Origin of the sequence: Staphylococcus sp. FSL W8-0056 (assembly GCF_037963075.1) — a bacterium.
Classification (GTDB): domain Bacteria; phylum Bacillota; class Bacilli; order Staphylococcales; family Staphylococcaceae; genus Staphylococcus; species Staphylococcus aureus.
In genome coordinates this window covers 2,104,921-2,127,647 of sequence record NZ_CP150142.1, presented here as the reverse complement: position 1 = coordinate 2,127,647, position 22,727 = coordinate 2,104,921, and the positions used below count along the sequence as shown (strand labels likewise).

General features: G+C 31.3%; 23 protein-coding genes. 12 read left to right on the top strand and 11 right to left on the bottom strand.

The features are described 5' to 3' along the window. Nucleotides 1-3: 3 nt before the first annotated feature. Genes nreA through nreC form a run of 3 tightly spaced genes read left to right on the top strand, consistent with a single transcriptional unit; the run spans nucleotide 4 to nucleotide 2,190 of the window. The gene (gene nreA / locus NSS86_RS10890; protein ID WP_000186933.1) at nucleotides 4-456 is read left to right on the top strand and encodes a nitrate respiration regulation accessory nitrate sensor NreA; all 453 of its coding nucleotides are present in this window, start codon (nucleotides 4-6) and stop codon (nucleotides 454-456) included. Between the two features lie 23 nt (nucleotides 457-479). Further along, nucleotides 480-1,514, top strand: coding sequence for a nitrate respiration regulation sensor histidine kinase NreB (gene nreB, locus NSS86_RS10885; RefSeq protein ID WP_000606546.1), 1,035 nt, complete (start codon nucleotides 480-482; stop codon nucleotides 1,512-1,514). Between the two features lie 22 nt (nucleotides 1,515-1,536). After that, entirely contained in the window at nucleotides 1,537-2,190 is a 654-nt protein-coding gene (gene nreC, locus NSS86_RS10880; protein WP_000706315.1) for a nitrate respiration regulation response regulator NreC, read from the top strand. Between the two features lie 257 nt (nucleotides 2,191-2,447). On the opposite strand, the gene NSS86_RS10875 is transcribed toward nreC, so the two are convergent. Both NSS86_RS10875 and NSS86_RS10870 read right to left on the bottom strand, forming a co-directional pair. Further along, nucleotides 2,448-3,188, bottom strand: a complete 741-nt coding sequence (locus tag NSS86_RS10875) for a MerR family transcriptional regulator (protein ID WP_000332063.1) — start codon at nucleotides 3,186-3,188, stop codon at nucleotides 2,448-2,450. Further along, complete coding sequence (locus NSS86_RS10870) at nucleotides 3,167-4,081, bottom strand: DUF2268 domain-containing protein (RefSeq protein WP_000276759.1); 915 nt, start codon at nucleotides 4,079-4,081, stop codon at nucleotides 3,167-3,169. The genes NSS86_RS10875 and NSS86_RS10870 overlap by 22 nt, the downstream gene beginning before the upstream one ends. Nucleotides 4,082-4,449: 368 nt before the next feature. On the opposite strand from NSS86_RS10870, the gene NSS86_RS10865 reads away from it, so the two are divergent. Beyond that, nucleotides 4,450-5,619: a nitrate/nitrite transporter gene (locus tag NSS86_RS10865; protein ID WP_000278556.1), complete on the top strand. Its 1,170-nt coding sequence runs from the start codon at nucleotides 4,450-4,452 to the stop codon at nucleotides 5,617-5,619. 106 nt (nucleotides 5,620-5,725) lie between these two features. Here the strand turns inward: NSS86_RS10865 and NSS86_RS10860 are convergent, their stop codons facing one another. Further along, nucleotides 5,726-6,154, bottom strand: a complete 429-nt coding sequence (locus NSS86_RS10860) for an Hsp20/alpha crystallin family protein (RefSeq protein ID WP_001797427.1) — start codon at nucleotides 6,152-6,154, stop codon at nucleotides 5,726-5,728. 215 nt (nucleotides 6,155-6,369) lie between these two features. Continuing rightward, nucleotides 6,370-6,816 carry a MarR family transcriptional regulator gene (locus tag NSS86_RS10855; RefSeq protein WP_000289215.1) on the bottom strand — a complete coding sequence of 149 codons (447 nt, stop codon included), beginning with the start codon at nucleotides 6,814-6,816 and terminating at the stop codon, nucleotides 6,370-6,372. Between the two features lie 396 nt (nucleotides 6,817-7,212). Here NSS86_RS10855 and NSS86_RS10850 point away from each other — a divergent pair, with 396 nt between their 5' ends. Next, nucleotides 7,213-7,578, top strand: coding sequence for a DUF3139 domain-containing protein (locus tag NSS86_RS10850; protein ID WP_000727537.1), 366 nt, complete (start codon nucleotides 7,213-7,215; stop codon nucleotides 7,576-7,578). 181 nt (nucleotides 7,579-7,759) lie between these two features. After that, a complete protein-coding gene (locus NSS86_RS10845; protein WP_001173165.1) occupies nucleotides 7,760-9,037 on the top strand; it encodes a cation:dicarboxylase symporter family transporter in 1,278 nt (425 codons plus the stop codon). A gap of 317 nt (nucleotides 9,038-9,354) precedes the next feature. On the opposite strand, the gene NSS86_RS10840 is transcribed toward NSS86_RS10845, so the two are convergent. From NSS86_RS10840 to NSS86_RS10825, 4 genes are all read right to left on the bottom strand, one after another. Further along, nucleotides 9,355-9,711 carry a DUF4889 domain-containing protein gene (locus NSS86_RS10840; RefSeq protein ID WP_000727328.1) on the bottom strand — a complete coding sequence of 119 codons (357 nt, stop codon included), beginning with the start codon at nucleotides 9,709-9,711 and terminating at the stop codon, nucleotides 9,355-9,357. Nucleotides 9,712-9,974: 263 nt separating this feature from the next. Then, nucleotides 9,975-10,397, bottom strand: a complete 423-nt coding sequence (locus NSS86_RS10835) for a pyridoxamine 5'-phosphate oxidase family protein (protein WP_000071904.1) — start codon at nucleotides 10,395-10,397, stop codon at nucleotides 9,975-9,977. A gap of 70 nt (nucleotides 10,398-10,467) precedes the next feature. Beyond that, entirely contained in the window at nucleotides 10,468-12,573 is a 2,106-nt protein-coding gene (gene rsp, locus NSS86_RS10830; RefSeq protein WP_000128366.1) for an AraC family transcriptional regulator Rsp, read from the bottom strand. Between the two features lie 1,487 nt (nucleotides 12,574-14,060). Further along, nucleotides 14,061-14,444, bottom strand: coding sequence for a DUF1722 domain-containing protein (locus NSS86_RS10825; RefSeq protein WP_000664359.1), 384 nt, complete (start codon nucleotides 14,442-14,444; stop codon nucleotides 14,061-14,063). Between the two features lie 182 nt (nucleotides 14,445-14,626). Here NSS86_RS10825 and NSS86_RS10820 point away from each other — a divergent pair, with 182 nt between their 5' ends. Beyond that, entirely contained in the window at nucleotides 14,627-16,069 is a 1,443-nt protein-coding gene (locus tag NSS86_RS10820; protein ID WP_001108116.1) for a sucrose-specific PTS transporter subunit IIBC, read from the top strand. Nucleotides 16,070-16,153: 84 nt separating this feature from the next. Here NSS86_RS10820 and NSS86_RS10815 read toward each other — a convergent pair whose 3' ends face one another. Both NSS86_RS10815 and NSS86_RS10810 read right to left on the bottom strand, forming a co-directional pair. Beyond that, complete coding sequence (locus tag NSS86_RS10815) at nucleotides 16,154-17,098, bottom strand: magnesium transporter CorA family protein (RefSeq protein WP_000633068.1); 945 nt, start codon at nucleotides 17,096-17,098, stop codon at nucleotides 16,154-16,156. 45 nt (nucleotides 17,099-17,143) lie between these two features. Continuing rightward, nucleotides 17,144-17,767 (bottom strand): TetR/AcrR family transcriptional regulator, encoded by a 624-nt coding sequence (locus tag NSS86_RS10810; protein ID WP_000656771.1) that lies wholly within the window; start codon nucleotides 17,765-17,767, stop codon nucleotides 17,144-17,146. A 160-nt stretch (nucleotides 17,768-17,927) separates the two neighbouring features. Here NSS86_RS10810 and NSS86_RS10805 point away from each other — a divergent pair, with 160 nt between their 5' ends. The 5 genes from NSS86_RS10805 (at nucleotide 17,928) to NSS86_RS10785 (ending at nucleotide 21,546) form a co-directional block, all read left to right on the top strand. Next, nucleotides 17,928-19,205: a YhgE/Pip domain-containing protein gene (locus NSS86_RS10805; protein WP_001020011.1), complete on the top strand. Its 1,278-nt coding sequence runs from the start codon at nucleotides 17,928-17,930 to the stop codon at nucleotides 19,203-19,205. Between the two features lie 206 nt (nucleotides 19,206-19,411). Beyond that, on the top strand, nucleotides 19,412-19,843 hold the full coding sequence (locus NSS86_RS10800; RefSeq protein WP_001253464.1) for a DUF2871 domain-containing protein: 432 nt from the start codon (nucleotides 19,412-19,414) through the stop codon (nucleotides 19,841-19,843). Nucleotides 19,844-19,947: 104 nt separating this feature from the next. Next, nucleotides 19,948-20,064 carry a hypothetical protein gene (locus NSS86_RS10795; protein WP_001801916.1) on the top strand — a complete coding sequence of 39 codons (117 nt, stop codon included), beginning with the start codon at nucleotides 19,948-19,950 and terminating at the stop codon, nucleotides 20,062-20,064. 10 nt (nucleotides 20,065-20,074) lie between these two features. Beyond that, on the top strand, nucleotides 20,075-21,109 hold the full coding sequence (locus NSS86_RS10790) for an NAD(P)/FAD-dependent oxidoreductase (protein WP_000655971.1): 1,035 nt from the start codon (nucleotides 20,075-20,077) through the stop codon (nucleotides 21,107-21,109). Nucleotides 21,110-21,144: 35 nt separating this feature from the next. Next, the gene (locus tag NSS86_RS10785; protein ID WP_000241607.1) at nucleotides 21,145-21,546 is read left to right on the top strand and encodes a GNAT family N-acetyltransferase; all 402 of its coding nucleotides are present in this window, start codon (nucleotides 21,145-21,147) and stop codon (nucleotides 21,544-21,546) included. Nucleotides 21,547-21,591: 45 nt separating this feature from the next. On the opposite strand, the gene NSS86_RS10780 is transcribed toward NSS86_RS10785, so the two are convergent. Beyond that, entirely contained in the window at nucleotides 21,592-22,596 is a 1,005-nt protein-coding gene (locus tag NSS86_RS10780; protein WP_000573240.1) for an oxidoreductase, read from the bottom strand. Between the last annotated feature and the right edge of the window lie 131 nt (nucleotides 22,597-22,727).

Sequence of the window (22,727 nt, the reverse complement as noted above, 5' to 3'; positions counted from 1 at the left end):
GATTTGACACCAGAAGCAATAATTGAAGATCGTAGATTTCAAGAGACATTAGATAAAATACGCAAAGAAGAGGGTTATGATTTTGCGGCAATCGCTTTCTATGAATCTAACAAACCATCATCTCCAATAAAATGGCACTATGTTTCAGGTAATAAAAATAATCGATTTAAATTGATTATTTTAAGAAAAGGTCGTGGATTAGCTGGAACTGTTATGAAAACAGGAAAGCGTATGGTAATAGCCAATGTTGGTTTAGCTTTAGGGCCTGAAGAAAAGATTGACTATCCAATTTTATTGAGCGAATCATTAACAGCAGTTTTAGCAGTGCCGCTTTGGTATAAGAATCAAGTGTATGGCGTACTATTATTTGGTCAAAGAGATGGTCGTCCTTTACCAAAAATATTTGATAATGATGATATTCAACGTAAGTTTGGTATTTTCAATGATGATAAATAATGAGATGAATTAGGGTGTAAGTCATGATTAATGAGGACAGTATACAGTTAGATACTTTATTGAAAAAATATTATGAGCATTCAATCGAAAAGATAGTTTTTGCTGATGATAACGGCAAAATTATTGCAATGAATGATGCTGCTAAAGATATATTATCTGAAGAAGATAATTACAGTGCTGTGGCGAATGCGATTTGTCACAGATGTGAAGGGTATACAAATGCCTATGATGTACAATCATGTAAAGACTGTTTCTTAGAATCGATGCAAGTACAAGCTACGAATTTCCAAGTATTTATGAAGACGAAAGATCAAAAAGTGATGCCATTTACAGCAACATATCAGTTGATTGATCAAGACAGGGGAATTCATGCATTTACGCTTCAAAATGTTTCATCACAAATTGAACAGCAAGAGAAATTACATCAACAACGTATGATGCGTAAAACAATCTCAGCCCAAGAAAATGAAAGAAAGCGAATTTCTAGAGAGTTACATGATAGTGTGATTCAAGAAATGCTCAATGTAGATGTTCAATTGAGATTATTAAAATATCAAGAAGATACAACTAAGCTTTTGGAAGACGCAGAAAATATTGAATATATTGTCGCTAAATTAATTGATGATATACGTAATATGTCGGTTGAATTAAGACCCGCTTCTTTGGATGATCTAGGCCTTGAAGCAGCTTTTAAATCATATTTTAAACAGTTTGAAGAAAATTATGGAATAAAAATCATATATACATCAAATATTAAAAATACTCGCTTTGATAGTGATATTGAAACGGTTGTTTATCGAGTAGTGCAAGAAGCTATTCTAAATGCGTTGAAATACGCTGATGTAAATGAAATAAATGTAGGTATCCGTCAAACTGGGCGCCATTTGGTAGCAGAAGTGATAGATGCGGGAAATGGTTTTGATCCAAGTTCTAAGCCTAAAGGTTCTGGACTCGGTTTATATGGAATGAATGAGCGAGCTGAGTTAGTCAGCGGTAGCGTCAATATTGAAACGAAAATTGGTGAGGGTACCAATGTTACATTGAACATTCCAATTTGAAACATACATTGGGGGAATAAAATTGAAAATAGTCATTGCCGATGATCACGCTGTTGTCCGTACGGGGTTCTCTATGATTTTAAATTATCAAAATGATATGGAAGTTGTTGCAACGGCTGCAGATGGCGTCGAAGCTTACCAAAAAGTAATGGAATATAAACCTGATGTGTTACTAATGGATTTAAGTATGCCACCAGGTGAGTCAGGTCTTATCGCTACGAGTAAAATTGCTGACAGTTTTCCTGAAACTAAAATACTAATATTAACAATGTTTGATGATGAGGAGTATTTGTTCCATGTGTTGCGTAATGGTGCGAAAGGTTACATATTGAAAAATGCACCTGATGAACAATTATTGTTAGCTATTCGAACTGTATATAAAGGTGAAACATATGTAGATATGAAACTTACAACATCTTTAGTGAATGAATTTGTATCTAATTCAAATCAGGACACTGCAAACACAACAGATCCTTTTAAAATCTTATCAAAACGAGAACTAGAAATATTGCCACTTATTGCCAAAGGTTACGGGAATAAAGAAATTGCAGAGAAATTATTTGTATCTGTGAAAACAGTAGAAGCACATAAGACGCATATTATGACAAAGCTTGGCTTAAAGAGTAAACCTGAGCTAGTTGAATATGCATTGAAAAAGAAATTATTAGAGTTTTAGAGTTTGAAATTAATATAATTCAGTATAAAAGCGCGAGAGGAAATGATTATCTTCTGGCGCTTTTGTATGTTTCGAAATATATTTTTTTATAAATCGAATGGAACCTAATCCTTTCTCCTTTCGGTAACCTATACTAATTCGCTTTGCAAAGGTATAACTTTTATTATAGTTATTGATTTAGAGAATAAATGATTAGTTTTCTACTTTGAACAATTATTTTAGTTGGTGTATTCAGTGTTGTAGCATCTGTATGAGGATTAAAAATTGTCGCTCTTATTCACATTGCTCAAAAAATAATTAACAGCTTCTGAAATGTATGATGCTAAATTTTGATTATCATATGAATTAAAGTAATCTTTGAAACGCGTATCATCTTCATATGTTTTAGCAATACAGCATAATGTTTCATCATCAAAATCAGCGATAGTGTTCATAAATGCCTTCCACTCAAATACGAGATCACTACAATCTTGGATTGGATAATGACTCAAAGACATATGATTAAATTTATTGAAGATAGTTGTCAATTTATGTCTGATATCCTGCGATTGTAAGCTGTCTTTACGTCTAATAAATGATTGATATGCTTTCGTATGACCATATTTTATAGATGCTTCTTTATCATATTGTGACTGTAGTGTCTTGTTTAAAATGCTGGTATCTATTAGAGAGAGTCCTTTAATAAATTCACATACAGAGCGTCTAATTAATTGTAAGTCAGAAATCTTTTTATCTAACTTGCTTATTTGCTCTGATAATAACTTTCGCAATTGTTCATTATCATACGAAATGTATTGTTTTATTTTAGCGATATCAAAATCAAAAGACTTGAGTATTAAAATCTTTTGTAATTTTTCTAAGTCTTGCTGTTTATAAACGCGATAATTTTTATCATTTTTATCTGGAACTAATAATCCTATTTCATCGTAATAATGTAAAGTTCTTTTAGTTACACCTGTAATTTCAATAATATCTTTTAAAGTGTATGTGTATGCCAAAATTCAGTCACCTCATTTATTATTTTTTGTGCTGGAAGTGTTGTAGCAACTTCAATAGGTATGTTTGTTTTTTGTAAAAAGTATTTTACCAAGTGATAGCCACATGCATACCCGGCAGCATGAGATAGGCCAACGATAGGCCTACCTTGAAGTTTATTAATATCATCACCATAGAGATAAGGCATCGATTCAAATATATGCTTTAAATGTAAATGATTATAAATAGTATTTTTAATTTTTACGTTATCACGACTCCAATTAGTATTTGTTACCCACGGTCCAATATGCGCTTTACCATACAATGATTCTACATAGTTTTCAGCTAATCCTTCTGCAATAATCAATTCAATCAAACTTCCGCCATCCCAATCAATATATTGATAGCGCATATTATGATTTACTTCATGTGCAATTAAGCTTTTCATAGAATTAATTGTACTTGTACTCGGCACTAAATAAATCATAATATAACCTGGTATGCCACCATCACCACCGCGATTTTTATTTAGATACATAAGTGGTTTTTGGCTATCTCCAAGTAATACTGTGAAATGATAGTTAGAAACTTGAGATGAGATACTATAATTTGAAAATTGATCTATAGCAACTTTTAAATATTTTTCGCAATTACTCCAGAAATCATTATTCAGGTATTGTATTGACATTTGGTCAGACATGCGTAAATCTTTGGGAGAAATTTGAAAGGCATCTAAAAATTGAATCGCACTCATTGTCTGTTTGTCATCATTATAAATAGGCATATGTTGTACCTCAAATTTCTTTTTAAAAGGTACTAATATTTCTTTAGTGAAAATTGAATCACGGTCGTTTATTGGTGCCTTGAGTATATTCTTATAGACGGAATCTGATCTAATAATATTGATTTTATACATGATAAACCTCCTTATGTTGTCAGCATAAAGGATAACGTAACGTGATTTTCAAGCAGTAATTGTAACTAATTGAAAAAAATAAGAAAAGTATGTGAGTGTTCCTAAATAATATGATTAAAATGATGGCGAATAAGTGTCTAAAAGCATCTTAAAGGGACATTGTATAGGGTAAATCACTTCATAAATAAGGGAAAATCCTTATGTTCACTTTTTCACAATCATAATAAAATATATATGTAGTCAATACTTTGTCTATATTGAATGTTTTCATATAAATGAAAGCATTTTTAAATAACATTGACCTCTAATATATAGGCAGAGTATTGATATCTATTAAAAAATAAATGATTTTGATGAAGGTGAAACGTATGTACAAAACAAAAGGTGGCTTTCAACTTACATTACAAACATTAAGTTTAGTGGTTGGGTTTATGGCTTGGAGTATAATTGCGCCATTAATGCCCTTTATTAAACAAGATGTCAATGTTACTGAAGGTCAAATATCAATCATTTTAGCGATACCAGTTATTTTGGGATCAGTGCTCCGTGTGCCATTTGGTTATTTAACAAATATTGTTGGTGCTAAATGGGTATTCTTTACAAGTTTTATCGTATTGTTATTCCCGATATTTTTCTTAAGCCAAGCACAAACGCCGGGTATGTTAATGGCATCAGGATTTTTCCTTGGCGTAGGTGGCGCAATTTTCTCTGTTGGTGTTACATCAGTTCCTAAATATTTCCCAAAAGAAAAAGTAGGTCTAGCAAATGGTATTTATGGTATGGGGAATATCGGTACAGCAGTTTCTTCATTTTTAGCACCACCGATAGCGGGTATTATTGGTTGGCAAACAACAGTTAGAAGTTACTTAATTATTATCGCTTTATTTGCATTAATTATGTTCATTTTTGGTGACACACAAGAACGTAAAATTAAAGTGCCATTAATGGCCCAAATGAAAACATTATCTAAAAACTACAAATTATATTACTTAAGTTATTGGTATTTCATTACTTTTGGTGCTTTTGTAGCATTTGGTATTTTCTTACCTAACTACTTAGTAAATCATTTTGGAATTGACAAAGTAGATGCTGGTATTCGTTCAGGTGTATTCATTGCGCTGGCAACATTCTTGAGACCAATAGGTGGTATACTAGGTGATAAATTTAATGCAGTTAAAGTACTGATGATTGATTTTGTTATTATGATTATCGGTGCCGTTATTTTAGGTATTTCAGACCATATCGCATTATTCACTGTAGGCTGTTTAACAATAAGTATTTGTGCAGGTATTGGTAACGGCTTAATTTTTAAATTAGTACCATCCTACTTCTCAAATGAAGCAGGATCAGCAAATGGTATCGTATCAATGATGGGTGGTTTAGGAGGATTCTTCCCACCGTTGGTCATCACATACGTAGCTAATTTAACAGGTTCAAGCCATTTAGCATTTATTTTCTTAGCGGTATTTGGATGCATTGCATTATTTACCATGCGCCATTTATATCAAAAAGAATATGGTTCATTGAAACACAGTTGATATGTAATACATGACATTCATTTAGTTAAATACAAAGCCTTAATATCATGCACAATATTCGTAGCATGACATTAAGGCTTTAGTAGTGTATTCATTTTAAATTTAACTATGAAATTGGAATAGATGTTGATGAAGTAGTTTCATTGCTTGGTTTGATTTTAGGCAATGTAATGGTTAATAACCCATTTTCAAAACTAGCAGTAATATGTTGCTTATCAACAGCTTCAAAATCAAATTGACGCATTAATGATTCGAAGTTACGCTCATCTAAAATGAGTTGTTCAGATTTGTATTTTGCGCTTCTAGTAGCTTGAATAGTGAGCGTATTATTATTGAAATCGATACTAATATCTTCTTTATTTACACCTGCTAGTTCAGCTTCTAAGTAATATAATTCGTCTGTTTCATATATATTCGTTACAAATGAAGGTGTTGAAAAGTAATTAAATACTTGTTTACCTAAATCTTTAAATGTATCACTTGGATTACCGTTAAAAAAGTTTTGATTCTCGAATTGATTGAAGTTCAATATCATCACTTCCATTATAGAAATTTGTATTACAAAGCCATTATATGAGTAGTATTAAAAAAGATAAAGTAAAAGGGGAGATAAAAAAGTTATAAATGGGTAGATTTGTGCCTGATAAGGAATCAGGGCAAAAGAACTGAGCATCGAGATTTATACAAGCAATAAAGATAATGAATAAACATAGCGATGCATACTTCTGCCCATCACCTTATGATAGGGAGTTACTTTCTGTCGGAATAGTCAAAATTTTTAGAAACAAAATTCCGCAAATTATTAATTATATCTGATGCTTCTCGTTCTGAAATGTTGAATTCATTAAAGACCTTAACAGAAATTTCAGCAAGAGGGCTTTTTATTGCTTTACCTTGTTCTGTTAGAGAAATTTGTAGGTTTCTTTCATCTTTCTCTTCACGTGTTCGAACAACGTAATCTTTCTTTTCTAATTTCTTTAGTAATGGTGTCAGTGTTCCAGAATCTAAGAATACACGTTCACCTAATTTTTTGATGTTAAGTTTTTCATCATTTTCAATCGCCATTAAAACAATGTAACCAGTATAGGTTAAATCATATTCCTTAAGATAGTTTGTGTATTTTTTAATTATTTCTTTTGAAGAAACATAAAATAAAAAACACAACTGCTTGCTAAGATAGCTGTTTTCTACATACATCCAATCACTCCTTGTTAAAATAAACAATATTATGAAGTGTAATAGTTGTCAAGTACTGATTTCATCGCAATTATTGAATTGTCTATAATTGAATTTAAATGTTAAATAATGCAAAATATATCGATATCTTAGTATTTTCATCGGTAATTACTGATATGACTGATTTTTTAAATTGAAAAAAATGTAATTGTATCATCCTTAATTGTTAAAAGTAGTCAATTATTTTGATAGATAGTAAAATGAAATTTGTTATTAAATTTTTTAAAAGCATCGTGTATGTAATTCGATTTCTATAATAATATTGAGAATAAAAAAATTGTTACAATCTGGTAAAAACTCTTTATTAAATAAATTGATTCGTTCATACTGAATAGATAAGCAAAAAGGAGTTACATAATGAAGAAGAAAAAAAACGCGATTAAAGTTATCATTATATTATTTATTTCATTAATTGTTGCAGTAGCATTTTTCTTTGGTCTGAAAACATATCAAGGCCATAAGAATATTCAACTAATTGACAGTTACTTGGAAGAGAAAAATCTAAAAGATAAAATTAAATCAGAAAAAACAGAGTATAGTGCTAAAAAAGGTCTCTTCTATAAGGAAGTTACGTTTAAAGATGAACCTGGTGTAACTTATGTTGTGCAACCAATCAGTACTAATAAAGGATTATTTGTTGAAGGCTTTGATACAGAGACTAAGAAAAGTTTGAAAACTGCAAAGCATAAATATTTCAATCAAAATTATAAACCATCAAAATAGTGAAACGTTAAACTGGTGAAACAGTTTAGTGCCTTCAATTTTAATTATTTGAGGTAAACAGTTTTTGTATGGAAATTAGTGATTTTTGACATCTATAAAAGATAAATATTTTAATTTTTTATAGATAATTATCAATTTTCTGATATAATTGAGTGATGTCAGATGAAGGGGAGTTTGTACTATGGCTCTATTCAAGAGAAAAATTAGCCTACCTATGCAAGTTGTTATTGCATTAGTGTTAGGTGTTGTCGTAGGACTTTTATTATATGGACAAGAAAACGTAGCAAATTACATTAAACCATTTGGTGACGTATTTTTAAATTTAATTAAAATGATCGTTATACCAGTTGTATTTTGCTCACTAGCGCTTTCTATTTCGAACGTTGGGGAATCGAAAACTGTAGGGCGTTATGGCTGGAAAACAATTTTATACTTTGAAATTATTACAACAATCGCAATAGGTTTAGGGATTATCTTCGGTAACCTATTTAAACCAGGTGCTGGATTAGACCCAACAAAATTACCTAAAGGTGATATTTCTAAATATCAATCAACTGCACATGCAGCAGAACAATCTACATATGGAAATCATTTTATTGATACCATTGTACATATTATTCCGACAAACTTTTTTGAAGCTTTAAATAAGGGTGAATTATTACCTATTATCTTCTTCGCAGTATTCTTTGGATTAGGATTAGCTGCTGTAGGTAAAAAAGCAGAACCAGTTAAAGAATTTTTAAGCGGATCGCTTGAAGCTGTGTTCTGGATGATTAATAAAATTTTAAAATTAGCACCACTTGGAGTGTTTGCATTCATTTGTACTACAATTATTACATTTGGTGCATCCGCATTATTACCACTATTAAAATTAGTATTAGTTGTTGTCTTTGCAATGGTGTTCTTTGTATTCGCTATACTAGGACTAGTTGCATGGATGTGTGGTATTAATATCATGAATATTATTAGAATCTTGAAAAGTGAATTGCTTTTAGCATTTTCTACATCAAGTTCGGAAGCTGTACTTCCTGTAATGATGAAGAAAATGGAAAACTTCGGTTCTCCAAAAGAAATTACTTCTTTTGTTATACCAATTGGTTATACGTTTAACTTAGACGGATCAGCACTTTATCAATCTATTGCAGCATTATTCGTTGCACAGATGTATGGAATGCACTTAACATTATCAGAGCAAATTGTGTTGATGTTAACATTAATGATTACGTCTAAAGGTATGGCGGCAGTACCAGGAACTTCAATCGTTGTTTTATTAACAACATTAGGTGCCATGGGCTTACCGGCACAAGGTTTAGCATTAATTATTGGTGTTGACCGTATCTTAGATATGGTACGTACATGTGTAAACGTTATTGGTAACGCATTATCAACAATCGTTATAGCTAAATGGGAAAACGTATATGACAAAGCAAAAGGTCAAGAATATTTAAAATCAATTTAAAAAATACTATCTGACATTTAAAGCCCCTTACAACCTTTGGTTGTTAGGGGCTTTTATGCATGCGCAAAAGCGCAGGCGAACCGAAGCGCAGTGACCTCAGGTTGTTAGGGGCTTTTATGCATGCGCAAAAGCGCAGGCGAACCGAAGCGCAGTGACCTCAGGTTGTTAGGGGCTTTTATGCATGCGCAAAAGCGCAGGCGAACCGAAAATAGACTGACACAGTAATTCTTAAAAAGCAGCAGTAAGATAATTTTCAATTAGAAAACATCTTACTGCTGCTTTTAATATCTTCTATATTACTCAAAATTAAAGCTTAATTAGTGTTTCATGTGCATTTTGCCCATGTCATGAATTTTCATCATTAAACCGTGAGGGACGTCATCATGGTCAACTTTTTTAACTTTAACAATTTTATCTGAATCTGCTAATTTATAAACAATTACAAAATCACCTTTTTTAACTTTAACATCTGAATCTGAAGGTAATTTAACATTTTTTTCAATACTTTCATCTTTTTCACTAATCATTTTTTCAATAGTAGTATTATCTTTCATAATTCCATAGTATGTATCTTTCTTTCCGCCAGTCATCATCATGATTACTAATACAATACATACAATTAACATGATGGCGATTAAACTAATACCAAGACCAAAACCTTTTTTCTTTTTCATGGTTCATCAATCTCCTTAAATGTAGTTAATTCTGTTATACCTAAAAGTGCAACAGTTTGCAAATGCAGTATTTATATTACATAAAATTAATTTAAAAAGACACACCCTAATCACGTTAAATGTGAATAAAGTGTGTCTAAAAACAATACATTGCAAATTGGATTGTAAACATATTAAACACTTTAATTATAGCGAGTTATTTTAAGTATTTAACATTGTTATATCTAGAATTCATAAAAGTTATTTCCTATATATACTTTGTGTTATAAATCGATTTTGATAGGTGTATCTAATGATTTGTCATTCATCAATTTAACAGATTGTGGTGTCACCTTTAAAACACAAAGTTCTGGGTCTTCTTTTGAACTGAAAAAGCTTTTATCTTGAGTCTCCCATAACCAATCGATTACTTTTTGATCAGTAACTACTTCTATCGTGGCTTCCATTTCAACGAAACTACGATTAGTTGTGTCGTTATAGCCTAACAAAACATATGCTGCTGGATTATCTTTAATTTCTTTGACCTTAGCAGAATGGATATTCGTTTTAGTATATAAAGTAAGACCATCATTATAAAAGACCATATATCTACTATTAGGTTTGTTATTATATGCAGTTGATAATACACCAACTTTTGACGTTGCTAACACGTTTTCAATTGCTTGAATTGCTTGTGAGTTACTCATTACATATCATCTCCTTATGATATAAATAGCCTTTAACGTAAGAAACTAAACACAAGAGGACTGTTAGTATTTAGCTTGGTTTAAAGCAAATATATTTAACCTCGTCGTGATTTAACTTGAGTTCAAATGTACGACCAGTTTCTTCTTGAACTGCAAGCTCCGTTTTAGGGTAATTCGTTTTGTCTAATTCATCTAAAATTTCTTTTTCTATATAAACAAGTTGATCGCTTATTGGAAGCAAATGTTGAATTGAACCATGTTCATGATTCAATGTTTTAATAATCATCAAAGAGTCTTGAGGTAATTCATTATGGAAAATGAAATCTTGTTTTACGTCTGACATATATCGATCATTAATTTTATTGAATAATAAGAAATGGTAGTTATTATCTTTACGACTCAATACATAATTATTTGTAATTTCAATATCTTCATTAACAAAAGGTCTAAACATTTTATATAAATGCATTAATGGTAGGGGGCTACCATATTTGTTGTACAAGGAAATATAATTTGAATGGTCATCTAATAATTGATAGCTAATGCCACCGCCATATCGTAATAATGCGATTAAGTGATACACTATGTCAGATAATTGAATTGGATTCTTACCATCATTAGTATATTTAAATCCGCTTACAGACAGGTTATTATATACAAATTGTGTTGATGATATACCTGAATCTAAAATAAATTTCTTATACTGTTCAAAATGAGTGTCAGTTTGATGATAGTGTTGGTTTTTAGTGATAAGATGTGTTGCAGTTTTTGAATTTTCAATATCAATAAAGTAATAATGGAATTTAAGACGCTGCATGACATCATAAACTTGTTCCACGGTTGAATAAGTTTCTAAAAAGCCATCGACTGTCACACTATATTTAATTTCTTTATTTTTGTTTTTAATTTTAAGATGACATAAATGAATTTCTTCTGCTGTCATAGAATTAGAGCAAAATACGAGCATAAATTTAACTAATTTCTTGCTTGTCTTATAGTCTTGATTGCCTTGTAAAAATGTTAGTATTAACTGCTTCATCGTTTCGAATTGTTGTGTTGATTTAATAGCGATTGCTAAACCTATATTTTTTTCGAAAAGCTTTTCAAAACATCTATTTAACAGGTTGTAATTCGTTTGGCTAATCTCAATATCGTGAATATCGTCAATGAAAACGACAGGTTTTGGTAAGTGCTCAAAGTTAATATCGTAATATTCATTGAAAATAAATTGAAATAGTTCATTGAAATTACTAAATCGAACAAATACTTTGGCACGCTGACTTCGATCTTTCGGATTAAAATCATCTATATGAATATCTGTTGTATTTGTAGCCAGTTGAGCTGTTAAATCAATTGTTGAAATTAACTCAGTGAATTGTGATACGTTATCTTGTTGGAAGTGTATTTGTGGTGGTTCAGTAATCTTGGAAACGAGTGAACGGAACTGTTTAGGACTAAAATGCAAGTAATTCTTAAATTGATTTGCAAAATTTGTATGACTGTTAAAACCGGCCAATTCAGAAACAGTTGTAATAGAATGTTTTGTAGAAAGTAATAAATTGATGGCGTTAACAAGTTTAATACTTGTAAAATAATCTTTAAAATTCATACTCAAATATCGAACAAAAAGATTAGAACAATATGATTCAGAGATGTTGCAATGCATCGCTATATCTTTTAAAGACAAGTGCGCATCAATATTGTCATGAATATAGTTTACACAGTCTATGAACACCGGATTGCTTAAAGCAATATTTGGTAAATATTCATGATCTATTCTTATAAAAGCTTCTTTAAGTAAAGTGTCTATAATACTTTGACCTATATTTTTCCCCATTAAAGAAGAACTTGTTGGTGTACTGATTAAATCGGCAATTAATGACTTAATATAATTACTTGATTGTAATAAATGACGATCTAAATAACCATTAAAGAAATCATCATCTTGTTGATAAAAATAAAAAACGGGTATCATTAATTCGATTATATTTTCGCCGTGGTTAATATTATAAATATCACCATGGTTAATTAAGATAATATAATTACTTACGTCTTTGGTTTCACCATTAATCGTAATATTGAGTTTACTTGTAAGTGAAAATAGCACCATAATATTATTAATATTACGACTTGGTATTGTCGATAATGTATGATGTATTTTAAGTTGGCATGTCATATTTCTCTCTCCTGCCTAATATATATTGAAATCTATCATTTAAATGTAAAACATGGAAATTTTTAAAATCATGGATAGTATACCTATTATAGTTGAATATTTTTGAAAAGGTAATAGTGAAAAATAAAAGAAATTAATGAAAACTCCTAGGAAAACGCTTGTTTTTATGCATTGTGCACAATATAAAAGTAAAATTAGAAAGATAGTAAGCAAAATTTGGAAATTTTCGATAGAGTCTAATTAAATTATTTGGTGCATAATTAATATAGATTTCAAACCTATGTATTTCAAAAAACAATACATAGCCATTTTGAACTAACTTGCTAATCTTTTATTGATATTCAACTATGTTATAAAAAAAGCAAATTGACCAAAATGGAAGTTTGAATCAAAAAACATTAAATGTACCCATGACTTAAATTTTATCGCCATTATTTAAGTTTGGACATACACTTTTGTCATCAAACGCTGAAAATTAGTACGATTGAAATCACTTCTTGTTATAAAAATTCTTAGTAGCCCTGTTACAAAATATTCGCTACAAATTATTCAAATCAACAACAATAACCATCAACTAAGAAATTTTAAACAATCTACTAAAAAATAAAGCGTTTAAAAGTTCTGTTTAGAAAACATCAAGATAAGTATAAACATCTAGAAAAGTGAACATCTAAGAAAATCCATCTAGTTATTGCCGTAACAATTAGAATAATCATTTGAAAAAGTGCATTAGACAACGAAATTCACCATCAAGATAATGAAGCAACAAGAAACAGCACACATCAATGAATTAACACCTTAGATTCATCATGAGAAAATGCATGGCACAACTAGATTTACCATCAAGATAATTCTTAAGCAGCGAAGAATTAACATCTAGAAATGCATAAACATCTTAGATTTTACATCAAGAGATGCGATAACTATAAACAACTAGAAACGTCACCAAGATAGTGCAACAACAAAGAATCAGCATCTTGAAATCGCACTAACATCTAAGAATCAACATCAAGTATTATATTAACATCATAGATAACTTCATCAGGACAGGCATCCACATCTAAGAAACTCATCTAGAATAGCTAACACCTAACATCAAAGAATATTCATCAAGAACAGTATCTAACAGAACTTTTTGACTATATATGAATTAATTATGTTACTAGCTAAATCATCTATTATTAACTTTCACACTCAATTTCTACATCTAATATCAATTTATTAACAATAGAATTAGCAGCAACAAGATATTACTTAAAATTACTCCCCCGAATTTAAAATATAAACAATGTAATAATTAAGGGTATAAATTGATTTATGCTGTAACTAATTAAATGTGTATGGTATCTTCTAACATCATGAAACGCATCTTAATATAGATATGTACATTTAAACCTTGAGAGATAGATTATAGTAAACTTTAGTACAAAGTATGAATTGCTGAACTCCAATGACTACTATTTGTCCGTTACAACTAAAGTTTCAATCTATCTCTTTCTTTTTGTGTTTAAAACACGACTTTGTAGTAAATATTGAACATCATATTTATTAGCAAGTTCTGCTAAAAAATCTAATAAAGTTTGGGTGTCGATTTTACCATTAATAAAATCAGCTTTAAGTAGTTTTGATTGTTTTCTTTCTTCTTCATTCGCACATTTTTTAAAATATCCCCACATATGATCAAAAGCATTACATACACTTCCTATACTCGGTTCAATTAACAAAGCATCATCAATCATTTGTTGGACTTGATGAAGTGATAAATCCGTTTTTAAAGCATTCCTTATCATTTGGTAAGACTGTTGACTGTGTAACAATACATGATATTTTTCCTCACGCCAAAGCTGTTCGATATGGCCACGTTCTTTCATAAAATTACCTCCGATAATTAATGTTAATATACATGCATATAGTATAGCAATAAAAATGAATGCGCTATCAAAAATGGTGTAGGTGTTTATATAAAATGATAATAGAGTGTTGCAAATATTTTTGGAACCGGTTACAATAAAGTGGAATAAATGGAACCGGTTCTAATTAGGAGGCTAAATATATGAATTATAAGCAATCCGCAGAAGATATTTTGAACGCGATAGGCGGAGAAGAGAATTTAGATGCAATGGCGCATTGTGCAACGAGACTACGATTAGTTTTAAATGATGAAAGTTTAGTAAATGAAGAGGCGCTAAACAATATGGATGTAGTTAAAGGGACGTTTTCTACTGGGGGACAATACCAAATTATTATTGGGTCTGGTACAGTCAATAAAGTATTTAGTGAACTGGAAAAATTAACTGGAAAAGAAGCATCAACCACTTCGGAAGTCAAAGCACAATCTGCTAAAAATATGAATCCGTTACAGCGATTTGTAAAAATGCTTTCAGATATCTTTGTTCCGATTATACCAGCCATCGTTGCTGGTGGTTTATTAATGGGGTTAAATAACATTTTGACTGCGAAAGATTTATTCTTTTCAGGTAAATCATTGATAGATGTATATAGTCAATTTGCTGGATTAGCTGAAATGATAAATGTTTTTGCGAATGCACCATTTACATTATTACCAATTTTAATTGGATTTAGTGCAGCAAAACGCTTTGGTGGCAATCCATTTTTAGGTGCTGTATTAGGTATGATACTAGTTCATCCATCGCTAATGAGCGCATACGATTTCCCAAAAGCAGTTGAAGCAGGTAAGGCTATTCCATATTGGGATGTTTTTGGTTTGCATATTAATCAAGTAGGTTATCAAGGACAAGTGTTACCTATGCTTGTAGCAGCTTATATCTTAGCCTCAATTGAAAAAGGGTTACGCAAAGTTATTCCAACGGTGTTAGATAATTTGTTAACACCATTGTTATCTATTTTTATAACAGCATTTCTAACATTTTCATTTGTAGGTCCAATCACTCGACAATTAGGTTACTGGTTATCAGATGGTTTAACATGGCTTTATGAATTTGGTGGTGCAATTGGTGGATTAATATTCGGATTATTGTATGCTCCGATTGTTATTACAGGTATGCATCATAGCTTTATAGCTGTAGAAACGACATTAATTGCAGATGCCACTAAAACGGGTGGATCATTTATATTCCCGATTGCGACAATGTCTAATGTTGCACAAGGTGGTGCAGCAATTGCAGCGTTCTTTATTATTAAACAAAATAAGAAGTTAAAAGGTGTGGCATCTGCCGCAGGTATTTCAGCATTACTTGGTATTACAGAACCGGCTATGTTTGGTGTTAACTTAAAACTAAGATATCCATTTATTGGCGCTATCGTTGGATCAGGTATTGGTTCAGCATATATTGCTTTCTTCAAGGTTAAAGCAATCGCATTAGGAACTGCTGGATTGCCAGGATTTATTTCAATCAATCCAGTACATGCAGGATGGTTACACTACTTTGTTGGTATGACAATATCATTCATCATTGCTATAACAGTTACTTTAATTTTATCTAAAAGAAAAGCAAATAAAGAAGTTGTAGAATAAAAAAGAGGTATGACAGTAATCAAAGTATCAGTCATTGCAAATGCAATAGGATGAAACTTTAAGCTGTCATACCTTTTAATTTAGTTATAATTTCTGTTTACGCCATAAGAAAATACTAACAATTACGACAAGAATTAATGAAATACCTACCACAATAATCCAAGATATATAACTATGGTCATCAATTGGCAACGGCACATTCATACCGAAGAAACTAAATACGAGCGTTGGTAACGTTAATAGTACCGTGAAAAGTGTTAATGTCTTCATAATCGTATTCATATCATTAGATAATAAGGAAGCGTATGATGTTGTGATACTTTCTAAGATACGTTGATGTAATTCTGTTGTTTCGATGGCTTGGTTATTTTCAATGATTAAATCTTCTAGTAATTCTTCATCTTCTTCAAAACGTTTAATTGCAGGTAAACGGAATAACTTTTTAATAATTGTATCGTTACCTTTTAAGGCAGCTAAAAAGTATACTAAACTTTTTTCAACTTCCATTAATTTGAAAAGTTGTTTGTTAGTAATGTTATTTTTTAGTTCTTTCTCAATACGAATTCTACTTTTATTAAGTAATCGTAAGTTACGATTATAATGGTCGGCAATAGTAGTTAAAATTTCTAATGCAAATCTGCTGTGAAATTTTAAATTAATATCACGCTTAGGTAAATTTTCTAAAAATTCATTTTCAGCGTCACAAACTGTTACGATAATACCGTTGCCAATAATAATGCCTAATGGAATCGTTACAAAAGATAGAACGCTACGATTAGTTGAATTGACGATAGGTAAATCAATAATGATTAATGAGTAACCAGTATCTTCGTCATATTCAATACGGGAACTTTCTTCTGAGTCCAAAGGGTCACGTATAAAGTCTTCAGGTATATTATATTGTTCCATAAGATTTTCAATTTCTTCTCGGTCTGGTTCTACTACATTAATCCATGACGCTGTATGATCTAATGGTGTTTTTATAATATGTTTATCTATATCTTCAGAATGTCTGAATGAAGTAATCATGATATATAGTTCCTTTCTAAAGGATTTAGGAAAAGCGAGTATTACTTAAGTTAGTGAATCAAGGTTTGATTTATGCAAACGGTTTTCTGCCATTATTCTTAATGGACCATTAAAAATAATATTATGCACATGTTTAGCTAATTCATCAACTGAAATGGGCTGTTTGTCCATTACCCAGTATTTAATAATTGAAATTGTTGCTCCGGAAACGTAACTGTAAAAATACATCTCTGGAACGCCTCCGATAGAATGATTGATACTAATATAACGTTGCATATTATTTTTGATATGTTCGTTGATTTTCAATTCTAATTGACTCGTGCGTTCCAATTGTAAAATAGTATGATAAAACTCTAAATTATCATGAATATGTTGGAAAATATTTTTGAGTATATTATTTACAAAAGTATTCGCAATGTCTTCAATTGAAGAACCGCGTAACAAATCAAATTGAGTATATGTCGTTAGTTCTGAAATATACTCATCTTCCATATCTGCGAGTAACATATATTTATCCTCGTAATGTAAGTAAAATGTCCCTCTATTGATATCAGCGCGTGTTGTTATGTCGCGAATGGTAATCTTTTCTAAATCTTTTTCTTGTAGTAATTTAGTGAACGCTTGTTTAATGGAGGACTTTGTCTTTCTAATTCGCCTATCTTCTTTCAAAAATAAATCAACCTCCTTGTGTTATTGAACAATGTGGGTGTATTTGTCTATTAATGAACGTATTGATGAACATTGTGTATTGTTTATTCCCACTTACATATTATAATAGACAACATGCGAAATATTCAACACATTGTCTAATAAGGAGGTAATTAATAAAATGAATATATTTAAAAATAAATTATTATGGATTGCGCCAATAGCAACTATGATTATCTTGGTAATCTTTTCTTTAGCTTTTTATCCTGCATATAATCCTAAACCAAAAGATTTACCAATTGGTATATTAAACGAGGATAAAGGTACAACGATTCAAGATAAAAATGTTAACATTGGTAAAAAATTAGAGGATAAATTATTAGATAGTGATTCTAATAAAATTAAATGGGTTAAGGTTGATAGTGAAAAAGACCTTGAAAAAGATTTGAAAGATCAAAAAATCTTTGGAGTAGCTATTATTGATAAAGACTTTTCAAAAGATGCTATGAGTAAAACACAAAAAGTAGTTATGGATAGTAAAAAAGAAGAAATGCAACAAAAAGTTGCTTCAGGTGAAATTCCGCCACAAGTGGTTCAACAAATGAAACAAAAAATGGGGAATCAACAAGTAGAGGTTAAGCAGGCTAAATTTAAAACGATTGTAAGTGAAGGATCAAGCTTACAAGGTTCACAAATTGCATCAGCTGTGTTAACTGGTATGGGTGATAATATTAATGCTCAAATTACGAAGCAAAGTTTGGAAACATTAACGAGTCAAAATGTTAAAGTCAATGCCGCGGACATCAATGGTTTGACGAATCCAGTAAAAGTGGATAATGAAAAACTTAATAAAGTTAAAGATCACCAAGCAGGTGGTAATGCACCATTCCTAATGTTTATGCCAATTTGGATAGGTTCAATCGTAACGTCTATCTTATTGTTCTTTGCATTTAGAACTAGTAACAATATCGTCGTGCAACATCGTATCATTGCTTCAATTGGACAGATGATATTTGCAATTGTTGCAGCATTTGCAGGTAGCTTTGTTTATATTTATTTCATGCAAGGCGTTCAAGGATTTGATTTTGACCATCCAAATCGTATCGCAATTTTTGTAGCATTTGCGATTCTTGGTTTCGTGGGCCTTATTTTAGGTGTTATGGTATGGCTAGGTATGAAGTCAGTTCCAATTTTCTTCATTTTAATGTTCTTTAGTATGCAACTTGTAACGTTACCTAAACAAATGTTGCCTGAAAGTTATCAAAAATATGTATATGATTGGAATCCATTCACACACTATGCAACAAGTGTAAGAGAACTATTATACTTGAATCATCATATTGAATTAAATAGTACAATGTGGATGTTTATAGGGTTTATGATTTTTGGCGCTGTATCAAGTTTAGTTTCAGCTATTGTTAGAAAACATAGCACAAAACGTACTGAAGTGCCGTCATAATTTAATAAATAGAAATAATAGCTATACAAGACGTTTGTAGCGAGCGTCATGGTATAGCTATTTTATTTGTATAGCGCTTGATGTAAAGTTATTTTAGCTGTCATACTATGTGCTAAACCAAATTCAGTTGTGTCATATCTTCGCTTTTTTGTCACTGTTATAATAGGTATAATCGGATATAATGAAAAGGTGAGGGAGGATTCAAAATGCGTAGGTTATTATATTCATTTCTTTTTTATATGATCATAGGTTTATTTAGTGGCTTTTTCTATAGAGAGCTAACAAAAGCATATGATTTTACTGGTACAACACAATTATCACTTGTACACACACATACACTTATTTTAGGTATGTTTATGTTTTTAATATTATTACCATTGGAGAAGTTATTTAAATTATCAAGTTACTACTTATTTAACTGGTTCTTCTATGTATATAACATAGGTGTTATCGTTACTATAGGTATGATGGTGACAAAAGGATTCTTCCAAGTCACTGGTAAATCATACTCTCCAGAAGCATTTGCAGGCTTTGCAGGTATTGGGCACACAGGTATGCTTGCAGGTTTATTGTTGCTATTTTTCCTTTTAAGACAAGCAATTCTTAAAGAACCACGTGATGAGTCTTTTAAAAAATAATATAACTAGAACTAAAAAATATACACATCTTTCAAAGGAACATTGTTGTTTCTTACTTTGAAAGGTGTGTTTTTATATTGTGATGGGATAGTTATTGATAATTCATGATTAACTATGCGATTTATTTTAACAATATAAATATTAATAGTATAATGGCTTTAAATGATAATAATTATCAATTTGAGCACGTTAATGAAAGAAATGAATATAGAGAGTCATAGGAGGCACATAATGAAAGATGTTACAATCATTGGTGGCGGTCCGTCTGGTTTGTATGCAAGCTTTTATGCTGGATTGCGAGATATGTCTGTAAGATTGATAGATGTTCAATCTGAATTAGGGGGTAAGATGAGAATTTACCCTGAAAAAATTATTTGGGATATTGGCGGCATTGCGCCAAAACCTTGTCATGAAATTTTAAAAGATACAATTAAGCAAGGATTATATTTTAAACCGGAAGTTCATTTGAATGAACGTGTGGTAGATATTAGGAAAAAGGCAGAACGTCATTTCGAAGTTGAAACAGAAGCGGGAGAAATATATACATCGAAAGCAGTTATCATTGCAATTGGTGCGGGTATTATTAATCCAAAACAATTAGATGTTAAAGGTGTAGAGAGATATCAATTAACTAATTTACATTATGTTGTACAAAGTTACAGACGTTTCAAAGATAAAGATGTATTAATATCAGGTGGAGGAAATACAGCATTAGATTGGGCGCATGATATTGCCAAGATTGCTAAAAGCGTGACAGTTGTTTATCGAAAAGAAGATGTAAGTGGTCATGAAGCGATGAAAACGTTGGTGACAGATTTAAATGTGAAACTATGCCCAAAAACACGTATTAAATACTTGGTCGGCAATGATGATGAAACGCATATAAGTGAAGTTGTTTTGGAACATGTTGAAAGTGGCGATAGGCATACAGTTAAATTTGACGATGTCATTATTAGTCATGGGTTTGATCGTTGTAATACATTATTGAGTGAAACATCTTCAAAGCTAGATATGCATGATGATTGTCGTGTTAAAGGATTTGGTAATACGACAACTAGTATACCTGGTATCTATGCGTGTGGAGATATTGTTTATCATGATGCAAAATCACATCTAATTGCAAGTGCATTTAGTGATGGTGCAAATGCAGCGAACCTTGCTAAAACATATATCCAACCAGATGCGAATGCAGAGGGTTATGTTTCAAGTCATCATGAAGTGTTTAAAGAAGCGAATAAGACTATTGTAAATAAACATTTATACTAGGTTGATATATTGTGTGATGAAAAGTGGGGTAAATAATGGTTAAAGTGACATATGATATTCCGACTTGCGAGGATTATTGCGCATTAAGGATTAACGCAGGTATGAGTCCAAAGACGCGCGAAGCAGCTGAAAAAGGATTACCTAATGCCTTATTTACAGTAACCTTGTATGATAAAGATCGGTTAATTGGTATGGGTAGAGTGATTGGCGATGGCGGAACTGTTTTTCAAATTGTTGATATTGCTGTTTCGAAAAGTTATCAAGGTCAAGATTACGGCAGTCTAATTATGGAACATATTATGAAGTATATTAAAAATGTATCTGTCGAAAGTGCATACGTTAGTCTGATCGCAGACTACCCAGCGGATAAATTATATGCAAAATTTGGATTTATGCCTACCGAACCAGATTCAGGCGGTATGTATATCAAATACTAAATTAAAAAAGACATCTCGCATAACGGGATGTCTTTTTCATGAATACTATTTATCTACACCGAAATCGATAACAATGCGGCCTTTATTTTCATGATTAATTACTTTGTTAAGTTGTTCTGGAAGTTCATCAAATGTAATAACTTGCTTGATCTCATGTAAATTTTCAGGCTTTAAATCTTTTGCGAGACGACGCCAAACGCGCTGTCTTAATTTCATAGCAGTAAATACTGAGTCAATTCCTAAAATGTTTACGCCTCTTAAAATGTGAGGGAATACAGAATTAGTATAAGTATTGCCGGCAGTCATACCAATAACTGCAATTGATCCACTATGATTTAAACGTTTTGTAACATAATTAATACCTTCGCCACCAACAGGGTCTACACAAGCTTGCCAAGTTGATGATGCGAGTGGCTTTTTATGATCATCTTCAACAGGAAGTCGATCGATAACTTCTTTGGCACCAAGTTCAAGTAATTGATCGCTAACATCTTGTTTACCTGTACTTGCGATAACTTTATAACCAAGTTCATTAAGCATGAGTACTGCTAAAGTACCGACACCACCTGAAGCACCGCGAACGAGTACAGGACCATCTTCAATATTCATTCCAACTTTTTCAAGTCTTTCAATTGCTAAACCGGCAGTATAACCAGCTGTGCCATATATCATTGATTCTTCTAATGTTAAAGTATCAGGAAGCTTGATAATCCATTCTGATTTTACACGCGCATATTCACTAAAACCGCCATAATGGCTAACACCTAGGTCATAACTCGTTACAATTACTTGTTCTCCTTTTTCAAAGCCTGGTGCTTCGGATTCAACAATTGTTCCAGCTAAATCTATTCCTGGAATCATAGGATACGATTTTACGACTGCATTATGATCTTGAGTCGCTAAAGCATCTTTATAATTTATACCAGAGTAATGTACTTTAATCAGCACATCTCCTTTAGGTAAATCAGTAGGCGATAATTGTTTGAAAGTTGGTGTCACTTTACCGCTCTCATCTTTATCAATTACAAACGCTTTAAATGTTTCTATCACAACGATACATCCTCTCTTTTTCTCTTTTGAAAATACGGCCATTTTACTGGAATAAATGTATCATTTATTGATGTTACACACAATCAATACAATTTGTAATTGATTTGTGTTAATGTATTTTTAAATAGTTT